Below are 13,292 nucleotides of genomic sequence, written 5' to 3'. Positions count from 1 at the left end.
ACTGAAATAAACTGCATATAATAAGGTTTTAGAAATAATAGGTCAGGCCGGCGGTGACCCCGCTGCTGGTCTGGCCCTTTTGATTGCGCAGCAAATTGCCTTCCAGTCTCAGCTCTAAATCTCCTCCCAGATCTGTTAAATAATAAGGCGAAAACGCCCCCGAATTTTCACCTGTCTCAAAGATCAGAGCAGTTCCGATCTGAGAAAAAGGATCTACATCTGCAGTTAAATTTACAGCCAGCAGGTCGTAGATATCTGCCTCTTCACCTCCAGCAATCCTGAATTCGCCGGCCTCCTCCGCCAGCTGACGAAAAAATACTGAGCCCAGCTCTCTATCGATAAATCTTATGTATTCTGCCTGCAGATAAAGATTCTGATCGCGATATCTGGAGCCGATAGTCCAGCTGTAATCCATCCCCACCTGCAGCGGGTAATCTTCTCTTCCTGATTCTCTCAGGCGATAATAACCGAGAGCACCATAAATGCCCGCGCTGCCAGCATCAGCGCTGTAAGCAGCGCCCAGCCTTAACAGATTGTCCTCCTTTTTGAGGGGTTGATAGGCTGCGTTAAAGCTCAAATCGCGTTCAGGCCGCGGCAGGCGCAGTCTCAATCCATAACCCAGCTCGGTGAAAAGTTCAGCAGCTGGTTCATCGAATTCCACCATCCCCTGCAGGCTGCGTCCTTTGCCCAGCCGACGCAAATATCTAACTCCATCAGCGGCGGGGCTGATCGTCTCCCCTGCCAGTTCTTCGACGCCGAAGCCATAATCAAAAGGATTGAGCATGGCTCCATAGGACCAGGATATCGGCTGCCGGCCCAGAGTAATATGTCCTTTATCCTGGCGGTAGCGCAGGTAGGAATATTTTATTTCCAGTTCATCTCTGCGTTCGCCCCCCGGTGGATCCGACAGATGACCGGCCAGCACCAGCCGCGGCCGGATGCGTTCGGTCGGCGGAATAAAAAACTCCAGTTCGCCAGCACCATAAAACGTCCCGAACCATCTGTCATCATAAAATAGTCCCGTCCGCATTTCCAGTTCTCCCCCTATTTCCACAGCCTGAAGTCCGGGAACAGAAGTTATCATCTGGCCTGGCAAAAATCCCGGCGGAAAAAACAAGAATAATATCAGGAACAGCACTGTAAAAAAACCGGGGATAGATTTATTTTTCAAAAAACCATTCTCAGATTGATTCGCGTTTGAAGAGTCCAAAATGCTCACCTCTGTTCCCCTGGCTTTCTCTGTTCCTCTTTTTATCCTTTAAGAGTTATTCTTTAAGAGCTCTGCTGACCGCTCACTGCAGCTCATCCAGCGTCAACATGCCTTCAGGAACCCTGTAACCGAGATCCAGCTCGGTTATTCTGTAGACGGTTTCGGTATCCTGCCTTAATTTGTCCTCCATCACCATCTCAACCGGCATAAACCGCCCTTCTTCCACTTCTTCCACTTTTTTTGTGATCATCTCTTTTAAAAGACGTCCCTCCCGGGCATACATATGCTCCTTCAAAATCACAAATCTTTCGCTGTCGACCCAGAGCCTGCGGGTGTGATAGGCTGGCTCCTCCCCTTCGGCCGCCGCCGCTTTGATGACATACACAGGGCGTTCAAAAAGAAAATCTCTTCCCTCCAGCTCAAAGTCGTAAAGGTCAGTCAATTTTTCCATCTCCAGAACATCCTGATAGGAAAAATCACTGCCCATCATGCCCTGTTCCAGCATATGACCGGATATCCTCACCAGGTCCTCCGCATCAGGATAATACATCCACATATCCTCATCGAGCAGTAGATATCTGGTGCCTCGATCGCGAGGATTAACAAATTCCGCCAGGGCATCGGTCCTCTCTCCGTCGCTTTTGAGATGAGTTATCAGTTCTTTTTTTGTCTCTCTTCTCCCCGAAACAATTACCATCTCAGCTTCATATCTGGCCTCAGCCATAAACTGGTTATCATCCACCCTATCCATTATCTCCTCGCCGGTCAATTCAACTTTCTCTTCCCCGGCCGCCTCCCTCTCCAGATTGTTATTTTCTCCATAAATTTCAGGAGCAAAAAAAGCTGAGAAAATCAGAATCATCGCCGCCAGAAAGCAGATCAAAAGCCCTCGCAAATTTTTCAAAAGCTCAGTCGACAGAGTCATGATAAAATCAGCTCCATAATATTGATGATTTTCTTTGCTTCTCCTGGTAAATGGGTGTGTCAAAAAGTTTTATTTAGTTATACTTGGCAGGTCTATCTATCCCTTTGCAAGGCCTCGACAGGATCCAGTCGAGCAGCCCTGAAAGCAGGATAAAGCGAGGCTAAAATCGTTATTATTGAGCCCAGCGCAAAACTAAAAAGCAGATTTTCCAGATTATAGGAAGTATAAATTATCGGCTCCATCATCAGATCTATTCCGTCGATGAGATCTGTGAGTGCTTCAGCCTGCAGCCCCTGGCGCGAAAGATAAAAATTAATAAATCCGCCCAGTGAAGTTCCCAGCAGACTGCCTGTCAACCCGATGAAAGCACCTTCCAGCGTGAAAATCGTCATTATATCGCGCTCTCTCAGCCCCAGAGCAGCCATCATACCTATCTCCTCTTTGCGTTCCCTGATTATCATAAAAAGAGTGGTGATCACCACCACAGCCCCCATTAAAATAAAGAGAACATAAACAAAATTCATCAGATTGTCGTACTCGAGCATGATCTCCACAAAAGGATCGGCGCGGTTCCAGGCCACCGATTTATATCGGTCGAGTTCTAAACCCGCAAGCCAGCTGTCGAGCGACTGGCTTAATTTTTCAGCGCGGCCGGCGTCTTCAGCGAAAACCATGATCTCGGTGACCTCCCCTTCGAGATCGAGCATACGCTGAACCTCGGCCAGGGAAAGATAAAAAAAGCGTTCGTCAATATCGCTCGCGCCGGTTCTTCTTAAGCCGACGATCTCGAATGTTCGCGCGCGCACGGATTGAAACGCATCGGAAAAAATAAAGGTAACCCGGCTCCCCCTTTCAGCTCCCAGCTTTTCAGCCAGATCCCTGCCGATGATAATCTCACCATTCTTTTCTGGCTTCCGCCCTTCCTCTATATTATCGATCAGTGCTCCCTGAGCTGATTCCCGTTCGAAATCAACACCGACACCGATCATTCTGATGAGATCATCATCCACGCTGGCTGCAGCCCCGAATCTGATCCGCGGGAGAATATGCCTGGTCTCCTCCAGCTCCTCGAGTTCGAGCAGAAATTCTGCTAAATCTAACTCCAGAGGACCGGTGATTGTGTGCTCGAGCGAAAGCAAAATCTCCCGACCGGCATAATCCTGATTGAGCAGCCGCACGTGACCGAGCTCATTGTCGATATACATGCGAAAGGAGCTCTCGGTAAATCCCACCATCAATCCCCGCCCAAATACAACTATGGCGACAACCGCCGCCACCGCAGCTATGGCTATGGCAGTTCTGATCAAATTTCTTTTTAAATTGCGGGCCGCCAGACCGGCAAAATAAAGCATCAACATCATCCTCCACGAATTGCTTCTATGGGATCCTGTCTTGCTGCCCAGATCGAAGGAATTAAGCTGATCACAACAGCCAGCAGCACGACGAATATAAATACAAAGATAAATGCCCGTGGATTCCACACCCCATAAAGCCTTTCCAAAACCGGTATACCCAGACCATGGACTCCTTCACCGTAGAAAATTTCCAGATCGAGGCCGAATTCAGCCAGCAAGGCCACTGCAGCCGCCCCGGAGACACAGCCCAGTATGCCTCCGATAATTCCTATGCCTGCTGCTTCCATGGCAAAAACTCCTACAATCTGCTTTTCGGAAAGTCCCATGGCCTTCATCAATCCTATCTCCTCCATGCGTTCTAAAGCTGAAAGCACCACAACATTGACGATACCTATCGCCCCCACCACCAGGATAAGGCCCAGAATAACGAAGTTTTCCAGCCTTATCCAGCTCTCCATTGCTTCGAGAATATCCGAAGTTTCACGGTAATATCTGGCTGAAATTTCTGCCCCCATATTTTTATCAAGCCGACGGGCAGCTGCTTCCGCCAGTTCTCTATCGCTGAGCCGTACCTTGACCTGACTGACGGCTTTGTCTGCCACTCCTGCCGCCGTTTTTCCGTATTCGCGTGAAACCAGCACGGTATTTCGATTGAGGCGGGGAGAGGGGGTGGAAATTATGCCCCGCACTTCACCCTGCATGACATTATAAGCTCCGGCTGCATCTCGAAAATGAAGGGTATAAATATCCCCCTTTTCCAGGTTCATTAGCTCTGCCAGATCGCTGCCGATTACTGCACCTCTATCGCCAGGTTTGAGGAATTCTCCTTCCACCAGATATTCCGGCACCCGCATCACCTCACTAAAACTATCCGGTTCCACAGCTGTGGTTCTGACCGGAAAGTCCTCCCGGCCGGCTATTATTTCGGCCTGAAACTCAATCAGCGGGGTGAAAGATTCGACCGCTTTTTCCCGTGCAAGTTCATCCCTCATTTTCCGATCAAATACAAACACTTCATCGAGAGAAAGATATTCTTCCTCTTCAAAAAAATCCTTCCGGGCCAGCTGCAGGTGAGCCGTCTCAAAATCGATAAGATTGCCGAAAGAAAGTTCCATCATTCCCAGCATAAAAGAATCGATGACCAAAAAAATAAAGACGGCTAAAGCCAGAACTCCGGAAGCTAAAAGAGTTCTCTGTTTCCGGCGAAAAAGGTTACGAAAGGCCAGACGCAGCGGATACATCAAAATCCCCTCTTTTTGTCCTGAACGACGCGGCCGTCTTTGAGTTCGAGCAATCTCCGTGCGTAATCCATCACCATTGGATCGTGAGTGGAAAAAAGAAAGGTGGTATTCAGCGTCTCATTCATATCGAGCATCATATCCAGGACCTCCCGGCCTGTTTCAGAATCCAGATTGGCAGTAGGCTCATCGGCCAGCACCAGGCCGGGTTGTTTGATCAGCGCCCGGGCAACAGCAACCCGCTGTTTCTGTCCTCCCGAAAGTTCAGACGGCTTTCTCTCCTCCATCCCCTTTAAACCGACATCTTCCAGCAGTTTCATGGCTTTTTCTCTGCTTTTTTCTCCGCCTGCTATGCGCAGGGCAAATTCGACGTTTTCTCTAGCAGAAAAGACCGGTATCAAATTATAGCTCTGAAAGATAAAACCTATCTCGCGCCTTCTGAAAAGGGCCAGGTCGTTTTTATCAAGATTTTCGAGCTTTTGGCTTTCAAAAATAATGCTGCCAGAAGTAACCCTATCCAGCGCCCCGATGAGATTTAAAAGGGTTGTTTTACCTGAACCCGAAGGACCAAAAACCGTGGTGAATTCCCCGCGGGTAATCTCCAGGTCGACACCGCGCAGAGCCGGAACCTCCACTTTTCCCTGTCTATAAATTTTCTCCACGGATATAAGCTTTACCAGCGTCATTTAAGCTGTTCCTCCCCGGTCAATTTATCCTTCCTCATCTGAATCTGAAATTGACATACATATAATAAATTTATAAAATTTCACTTAATTATAGTATATCACCGGCCGGCAGCGGACGTCAATAAAATTAGGATAACTAAATGAAGTTTTTTTTAACCTATTAAAAAATAACTTCACCCCTGATATAATTTAAGCAGGAGGGAGGCAAATTTAACGCAATGACTAAAAAAATTCTCAGGGATATAAATGTGGTAGGCCCCCAAAATATTTATAAGAATTCCCGGGTTGTTATCAAAAATGATAGAATCGTCTCCATTGAACAGGTTGATTTTAGCTCTGAAGATCAGCAGGCCGATGTCTTTGAATTCGCCGGAAATTATTACGCCCTGCCCGGATTTATCGACATTCATATCCACGGTGCCGCCGGCAGCGATATTACCGACGGAACTCCTGCAGACTGGCAGAATATTTCCCGGTTCAAGCTTAGTCAGGGAACAACCGGATATCTGGGAACTATCCTGACCAGCCCCAGAAGCAAAACTCTCAAACTGTGCCGAAACCTGGCCGATTTCTTCCAATCCGGCCAGAATCAGAATCTTATCGGAGTGCATATGGAAGGCCCTTTTATAAACCGGGAAAAGAAAGGCGCTCAGAATGAAAATTTCATCAGGCCGACGGATGTTGAGGAATTACAGAAATGGCATCAGCTGCTCGGGAAAAACCTCAAACTAATTTCTCTGGCACCCGAGCTCGAGGGCAGCCTGGAAGTGATAGAATATGCCGTCAGCAATTCGATCGTGGTCGGAGCTGTTCATTCAGCAGCTTCCTATGAAAGGATGCAGGAAGCTTTCTCAGCCGGTCTCAAATTAGGAGCCCATCTCTTCAATGGCATGGAAGGTTTTCATCACCGCCGGCCCGGAATAGTGGGAGCTTTTCTGGAAGCTGAAAACCGCTATGTCGAACTTATAGCGGACGGGATTCATCTGCATCCAGCTGTGATCAAATTTGTTCTCAAGAGCCGCCATTATAAAAATACTGTCCTCATAACCGATGCCATGCGCGCCTGCGGTAAGCCGGACGGAAGTTATGATCTCGGCGGCCGCAAAGTGGTAATAAAAGAGGGAGTGGCCCGAACTCAGGAGGGCAATCTGGCCGGCAGCACTCTGACCATGAACCAGGCTCTCAAAAATATAATTTCATTCGCCGATCTCGACCTGACCGAGGCCTGCAAACTGGTAAGCACCGAACCGGCCAGCCTGCTCGGTCTGAAGGATAGAGGTCGTCTCATGCCCGGAAATAGAGCCGATATAGCGGTTCTCGATGAAAATTTAGATGTTAGAATGACATTTCTGGGAGGTCGCCCTGTATATGATGATCTCTCGTGATGATCTCCCGCAAAAATTTCGATCACCAAAAGGAGGAAATCAATCTTGAAGCATTCAATCGGCATCGATCTCGGGACCTCCAGCGTTAAAGTAACAGCGATAAGCAAAGACGGCAGCATTATAGCCGAAACAGGCCGCTCCTATCCAACCTCAAAGCCCGAACCGGAAGCTGCAGAACAAAATCCTGATCACTGGTCTGGCGAAACTTTAAAAGCTCTGCAGGAGGTAAGTGAAAAACTCAAGAAGAAAAATCCCGCCGGCAATAACGACGGACCGGAGGCTTTGGGTATAAGCGGTCAGATGCATGGCCTCGTGCCCTGCGATAGTGATATGCAGGTGCTGCGCCCGGCTATAATTTGGGCCGATAATCGCCCGCGCCGGGAAGTAAAACAAATAAAAGACTCCCTTTCTCAATCCGAGCTAAAAAAGCTCGGCAGCCCTGCAGTAACCGGATTCACCCTCCCGAAGCTTTTATGGCTCCGCCGTCAGGAACCGGAAATATGGAAAAAGCTGAACAGGGTTATGCTGCCGAAGGATTATCTCGGCTACCATCTGACCGGTAATATAGCAACCGACTATACCGATGCCTCCGGCACTCTTATCTTCGTTGTGGAAAAAAAGAATGGAGCCGGACTGTACTTGATAAATTCAACATAGAATCAGATCTGCTGCCCGAACTGAAACCGCCAGGATCAGCGCTGGGAACACTCAAACAGGAGATAAGAGAAAACCTCGGCTGGAAAAAAGGCAGGAAAATTCCCGTGATTATCGGCGGAGGTGATGCTCCTCTGACAGCTCTGGCCAGCGGCGTTACCGACAGCGATACAGCCGGAATTTCCCTGGGAACCGCCGGACAGATTATTATGCCGATGGACAGCTTCGAAGTAGAGGCTGATCTTCGCCTGCACACTATGGCTTTTGCCCGTCCAGGACAGTGGTTTATAATGGGAGCTGTGCTGGCTGCGGGTTATAATCTCAGATGGCTGCTGGAAAATATTATTAAAACCGAGCAAAAGGACGGAGACTTTCTCAAATCCCGGGAAGATGCCGTCAGAGAAATTCCACCGGGCAGCCAGGGACTTATTTATCTCCCCTATATTCTGGGAGAAAGATCGCCTATCAACGACCCCCAGGCCTCGGCTTCCTTCTGGGGACTTAAAGATTTTCATGAACAGCAGCATCTGCTGCGGGCCGTCATGGAAGGGGTGGCGATGGCTATGCGGTGGAATCTTTCTCTCATGCGCGCGACAGCCGGCGAGCCGGAAAAAATTTATCTCAGCGGTGGAGGGGCCCGCAGTGAAGTTTGGCCGCAAATACTGGCCGATATTCTAAAAATTCCCGTTTACAGCTGCGACAGGCTCCGGGGACCGGCCTACGGGGCAGCTCTTTTGGCCGGTGAGTCGGCCGGATTGATAAACGGAGTAAAAAAAGCGCTGGAACAAAACCGCAAAAATTATAAATGCTTTCAACCTGCAGATGAAAATTCATCGCTTTACGGGGAAATGTTCGAAATCTACCAGGATCTCTACCGGGATAACCGCGATAAAATGCACAGGCTGAATGATCTGCGCCGCAGCCTGGATTGAAAGCTCGATAGCTCAAATTCTTCCGAAAAAATTAACTCAGCCAGAAAAACCGCCGGCAAAAAATCGACCGGCGGTTAGGATTGTTTGACACCCTTTTACAAATTTTGATACTATAATTTTGAGCTAAATTAAATATTTAATACTTTTAGTGCTTTTCAGCAGGGGGGTTACAAAAATTAAAGCTCTGATAGTGGATAAAGGGACCGTTGAACTAAGAGATACTCCTGTGCCACGGCCGGATCCCGACCGTGATGAAATTTTGATCAGGGTCAAAAAGGCTGGTATCTGCAGCACTGATTTCGAAGTTATAGAGGGAATGATAAATTTCAGCGGAGTTTTGGGTCATGAATTTGTAGGCGTGGTCGAAAATGATCCGTCCGGCGGTCTGGAAGGGAAAAGAGTGGTGGGAGAGATAAATATTCCCTGCTGGGAATGCTCCCGCTGCCAGAAAAATCAATACAAACACTGTCTTAACATCGAGACTCTGGGTATGCGCCGGCGCGATGGGGTTTTTGCCGAATTTTTGACACTCCCCCGCTCAAATGTTCACCTCGTCCCCAAAAGCATCACCGATAACGAAGCCGTCTTCACCGAGCCGCTGGCCGCCGCGGTGGAAATTGCCGAACAATATCATCTCAAACCATCGGAGCCGATAACTATCATCGGCGACGGCAGGCTGGGCCTGGTCACGGCCAGAGCGCTCTGGGGAATGGGTTATTCTATCGAAGTGATAGGCCGTCATCAGGATAAGCTGGCCACTCTCGATCTGCCTGGAATTACCGCTCACCTGGAAGCTGACTTCCCTGCCGAAAAACATACCGATCTTCCCGTCGTTATCGAGGCTTCCGGTAGTACCTCTGGTCTGGAAAAAGCCCTGCAGCTGACAGCTCCCCGCGGTAAAATAATATATAAAACCACCACCGCCCAAAGCCATGAGATCAACCTGGCTGATCTGGCCATAGATGAAATTCAGCTGCTGGGTTCGCGCTGCGGCCCCTTTGCCCCGGCCCTCAATCTGCTCGCAAGAAATGATCTGCATCTGGAAGAACTGATCACTGCCGAATACTCTCTCGACGAAGCTAAATTGGCCCTGAAGAAAGCAGCCCAAAAAAGCTCTCTCAAAGTCATATTGAAGCCATAATTTATTCCAGCAAGGCCGGAGTTTTATCGACCTGTCTCCAGGCAGCGCTTTTCTACTCTTTCATAAATATCATGAGCGATTTCGTTGTCGGTCCGGGGCAGAAAGAGCAAAAACTCATCTTCGCTCCCAAATGCTTAATCATTCCTGCTATCTATCATCTTGGCCATATCATTGAGGGTCGAGGCCATATCGTCCAGCTCCTGAGTGGAGGCTGAAGTTTCTTCGAGATAGGCGGCCTGGCTGTCGGCTATTTGCTGAACATCCTCTGTAACATCCTTTATGCTGCCGCTGAGTTCCTCTATCTTACCCATTATTTCCATAATCTCACCCAGCGAATTTTCGGTCTGCTCGGAAAGTTCTCTGATCTCCTGAGCCACGACTTCAAAACCTCTTCCTTCTTCCCCTACTCTGGCCGCTTCTATCTGGGCGTTAAGCCCGAGAAGATTGGTCTGCGAGGCAATATCTCTGACCATATTTATGACCTTTTCTACGCTCTCCATCTCCTCATCTGTCTCTCCTGCCAGATCATCCAGTTCATTTATCGAGGCAGACAGCTCCTCTGCCTGGGCGGAAATTTCTTCGGAAGCCTTCCTCAAATCACTGACGCTTTCCTTTACTTCGCCGGCTATCTCCTTAAGGTGGTCCTGCCTGTCGGTGCTTTCGCCCAGAAATACAGCTCCGATCACCTCACCCGATTCATTCTGCACCGGCCGGGCCACACCGATATATTTTACTCCGAACAACTCTTCGTCTTCTACCCGGTCAGAAACTACTTCCCTCTGCTGCATCGCTCTGACCACCAGCGAGCCTTCTTTGAGCTCTTTTCCGGCTGAGACGCCGTGATCGAGCTTTTCTCCAGATTCATAACAGAGATACTCATTTCTATTGGTAACTGCCACAGCCGTATCACGGGTAACCAGTTCATTCAGATACGGCGCCACATCGATAAAACTCTCCAGCAGACTCATTTAATAACCCCCATTAAAATAAAAAGCGGTCCTAAATCAACAATCAAAGAGGTACCGCTAAAGTCATAATAGATCATATATCCCGGTTTAAAAATTTAAATTTTTTACTTTGAATGTTATAGTTAAAGTATATTTATAAAATATGCCATAATGAATTTCACAGGATTTACCCTGCCCAAACTTCTCTGGCTGCGAGGCCGGGACGACTGACCGCCAGAAAAATAAATTCATGAAAAACCGCCGGTAAAGAAGCAACCGGCGGTAAGATTTTTATCATTGTTTTATTATTTTACCAGCTCATAATTTCGTGCTGGAAAATTACCTCGAAGGAAATTCTGTCATTTTCCTCTCCATCCGGGCCATCATCGGAAAACATTTCATTTACATCTATATTCCCGTCCTCATCGAGTATATCCTCATCGAAGTACTCATAGGTGGTGATAAGCTCCAGCTCGGTATTATCTCCCAGTGATCTGCTTTTATTCCACTCAAAAACGTAGTCCTCGACATCATAATCTATTTCAAAATCTCCATCCTCAAAATCTTCCGGGTCATATCCGTAATAACCTTCAAAATCCTCCCAATCAAGATCAACATCGGTATTCCAGTACTCCACTGTAAATTCATGTTCAAAGCCGGCAAATTCACCTGCACCGAAAGAGCCCCTGACAAGTTCGGCTCCATCGCCGCCAAAATAACTTCTATTGAATTCAATTAAATCGAAATAGGGATAATCGGCCATCGTACCGTCAGAAAACTTCCACTGACCCAGCTCCAGGTCGGCATACATGAGACCAAAATCATAACGGCTGTCTTCAACATCATAATCAAACCCAATCTCCCACCCGTCATAATCTTCATCATAATCGACAATCTTATCTCCATCTGACTCCAGCGTCATCTCATCATCATACTTATAATAGGCTCCGTAGATATCCAGATTATCCACGACATCCCTGACTTTAAAATTGACTTCATAGGCTGTAAAATCGTAACTCGTCTCATTTTCATCAATAAAATCTCTGTCAAGATCGTCCCAAACATCGTCTTCAAACGTTTCTCCATACACCTCTTCATAGATATAAAACTGCCTGCTCTCCCCATCAATAAAATTGCCACCAAACTCAACCCTGTCCTGAGAGCCCTCAAAACCTAAATGAGCCATCTTCCCATATTCTTGATCATGCATATCGTATCTTTCATTGTCAAATAGATAATCCACATCAAGTCCCAGCGTTAAAGCCAGATCCTCATCAACATTAAATACCCCTTCCAGATGGTAATCTCTGTGCTGATCCATGATATGGCCGTTATAGGAAGAAAGATCATCATGATAGGCTTTGAATGTTAGCTGAGGCATACCGTGTAATTCTTCTTCGAAGATGAGGCCAAAAGCATCACCTTCGCCCAGTGTTTCAGTATCATCCGGCGACCACTCGACGTAGGCTGTAAAGCCGTCTCTGATATAATGAGTGTGATCGAAAGTCAGGCTAAAATCGGTATCGACGCTTACGGTTTCGGGCGAAATTCTCTGTTCGATCGAATCAATTTCCAGAGTGAGCGAGCCCTCGTACTCTTTATCACCGGCTTCAAGCTCAGCGACTCTCCCCTCCATGCTCGCAAGAGTCTCCTGTATCCCCTCGGTCTCAGCCCAGAGAGCTTCGGTTTCAGTTTCCATCGCATATTCCAAAGCTCCCAGCTCAGCCTCCAGCGCATCGAGCTCCTCTTCGAATTCACCGACCAGCGCCTTAACTATAGCAGTTACATCCTCCGCCTGCTCTTCGGTCAAACCCTCCGATGCTTCAGGCATCTTCTCGGCGATCATCTCCTCGACGATCTCCGTCACGTCAGCCGCCTGGGCGGCGCTGAGTCCGTCTCCCAGATCAGCCACATCCGCCTCAAGAGCCTCTATATCAGCGTTGATATTATCAAGAGTTCTCTGTATAATCATGGCCATTTCATAACGGGTCATGGTCTGCCCGCCTTTATACTCACCGTCCGGATAACCCTCAACTATACCCGCCGCCACCAGCTGCTCTATAGCTTCATAGGCCCAGTGGTCCTCATCGACATCCTCCAGCTGATGTGAAGCCGACTGCACAGCTGGCCCCCCCATAAATACCAGCGCCATCACCAAAATCACCGTCACAATAATATCTCTCATCGATTGTAATCCCCCTTGCAGCATTTTTTTATTTTACTCCAGATCGATCATCTTCCGCAGCTTTCCATCTTTATCGCTGCTTTTCCATCCGGCCCATCTCAGACCGACCGGGGGATTGCGATGAGTTGCCGTATTTCCTCATCCCTTATCCCGGGCCCGCCCAAAATTAAAGCCGCAATAGAACCTATCATTCTCTCAGCTCCGGCTTTCAGGGGGTCAGCTCCTCTCTGCCGCATATTTGGCCGGGAATGATAAGAATTTCGGCAAAAAATATTTTGATTTTCCTTTAGCTCCATTACAAAAATTTATATGTTACACTTAGGACATTTGTCCGCCCTGTTCCGCGGTTAGACGTGGTTGTACGGTGTTGACTGGTTCATCAGGGGGTTAACCCCCTGATGAAAATCTGAAGATCGAATTAACTTTCTTCTTAATCATTGCCATTATCGGGATGATAATGCTCTATAATCTCAATATACTGCTCAATTACTGATTTACCTCTGCCAGTCATATGCTGTATTTGCGCGGGTTCAATACCTCTTCTGACAAGAAATTTCACTCTTTCATAGTCTTTGATGTATCTATCAACAGCCTGCTGCGAATGATTGGTCTTACGGGCTATATCAGGAGGCTG

The 13,292-nt window shown here is 47.9% G+C and carries 11 protein-coding genes and 1 pseudogene; 4 read left to right on the top strand and 8 right to left on the bottom strand.

Annotated elements, in window-relative coordinates; all coding sequences use genetic code 11:
• Positions 1 to 28: 28 nt before the first annotated feature.
• From BLT15_RS04960 to BLT15_RS04940, 5 genes are all read right to left on the bottom strand, one after another.
• Positions 29 to 1,084 carry a hypothetical protein gene (locus tag BLT15_RS04960; RefSeq protein WP_143423018.1) on the bottom strand — a complete coding sequence of 352 codons (1,056 nt, stop codon included), beginning with the start codon at positions 1,082 to 1,084 and terminating at the stop codon, positions 29 to 31.
• 208 nt (positions 1,085 to 1,292) lie between these two features.
• Positions 1,293 to 2,135, bottom strand: a complete 843-nt coding sequence (locus tag BLT15_RS04955) for an outer membrane lipoprotein-sorting protein (RefSeq protein ID WP_089759275.1) — start codon at positions 2,133 to 2,135, stop codon at positions 1,293 to 1,295.
• Positions 2,136 to 2,227: 92 nt separating this feature from the next.
• Complete coding sequence (locus tag BLT15_RS04950) at positions 2,228 to 3,496, bottom strand: ABC transporter permease (protein ID WP_089759272.1); 1,269 nt, start codon at positions 3,494 to 3,496, stop codon at positions 2,228 to 2,230.
• Positions 3,493 to 4,731 (bottom strand): ABC transporter permease, encoded by a 1,239-nt coding sequence (locus BLT15_RS04945; RefSeq protein ID WP_089759269.1) that lies wholly within the window; start codon positions 4,729 to 4,731, stop codon positions 3,493 to 3,495. Before BLT15_RS04945 ends, BLT15_RS04950 begins: the two co-directional genes overlap by 4 nt.
• Complete coding sequence (locus BLT15_RS04940; RefSeq protein WP_089759267.1) at positions 4,731 to 5,414, bottom strand: ABC transporter ATP-binding protein; 684 nt, start codon at positions 5,412 to 5,414, stop codon at positions 4,731 to 4,733. Before BLT15_RS04940 ends, BLT15_RS04945 begins: the two co-directional genes overlap by 1 nt.
• 218 nt (positions 5,415 to 5,632) lie before the next feature.
• Between BLT15_RS04940 and nagA the strand changes: the two genes are divergently transcribed.
• The 4 genes and pseudogenes from nagA (at position 5,633) to BLT15_RS04920 (ending at position 9,526) form a co-directional block, all read left to right on the top strand.
• Positions 5,633 to 6,799, top strand: a complete 1,167-nt coding sequence (nagA, locus tag BLT15_RS04935; protein WP_089759265.1) for an N-acetylglucosamine-6-phosphate deacetylase — start codon at positions 5,633 to 5,635, stop codon at positions 6,797 to 6,799.
• Positions 6,800 to 6,844: 45 nt separating this feature from the next.
• A pseudogene (locus BLT15_RS04930) lies at positions 6,845 to 7,539 on the top strand (FGGY family carbohydrate kinase); the annotation flags it as partial.
• A 21-nt stretch (positions 7,540 to 7,560) separates the two neighbouring features.
• Positions 7,561 to 8,385, top strand: coding sequence for a xylulokinase (locus BLT15_RS04925; RefSeq protein ID WP_089759261.1), 825 nt, complete (start codon positions 7,561 to 7,563; stop codon positions 8,383 to 8,385).
• Positions 8,386 to 8,575: 190 nt separating this feature from the next.
• Positions 8,576 to 9,526 carry an alcohol dehydrogenase catalytic domain-containing protein gene (locus BLT15_RS04920; RefSeq protein WP_159429823.1) on the top strand — a complete coding sequence of 317 codons (951 nt, stop codon included), beginning with the start codon at positions 8,576 to 8,578 and terminating at the stop codon, positions 9,524 to 9,526.
• 134 nt (positions 9,527 to 9,660) lie between these two features.
• Here BLT15_RS04920 and BLT15_RS13725 read toward each other — a convergent pair whose 3' ends face one another.
• The 3 genes from BLT15_RS13725 to BLT15_RS04900 form a co-directional block, all read right to left on the bottom strand.
• Complete coding sequence (locus tag BLT15_RS13725; RefSeq protein WP_089759257.1) at positions 9,661 to 10,494, bottom strand: methyl-accepting chemotaxis protein; 834 nt, start codon at positions 10,492 to 10,494, stop codon at positions 9,661 to 9,663.
• 289 nt (positions 10,495 to 10,783) lie between these two features.
• On the bottom strand, positions 10,784 to 12,658 hold the full coding sequence (locus BLT15_RS04910; RefSeq protein ID WP_159429822.1) for an S-layer homology domain-containing protein: 1,875 nt from the start codon (positions 12,656 to 12,658) through the stop codon (positions 10,784 to 10,786).
• Between the two features lie 430 nt (positions 12,659 to 13,088).
• Positions 13,089 to 13,292, bottom strand: a 204-nt coding sequence (locus BLT15_RS04900) for a DUF1670 domain-containing protein (protein WP_143423017.1), incomplete at its 5' end; no start/stop codon positions are given.

The organism is Halarsenatibacter silvermanii (genome assembly GCF_900103135.1).
GTDB classification, from domain to species: Bacteria; Bacillota; Halanaerobiia; order Halanaerobiales; family Halarsenatibacteraceae; genus Halarsenatibacter; species Halarsenatibacter silvermanii.
This window is presented reverse-complemented; position numbering and strand designations above follow the sequence as displayed.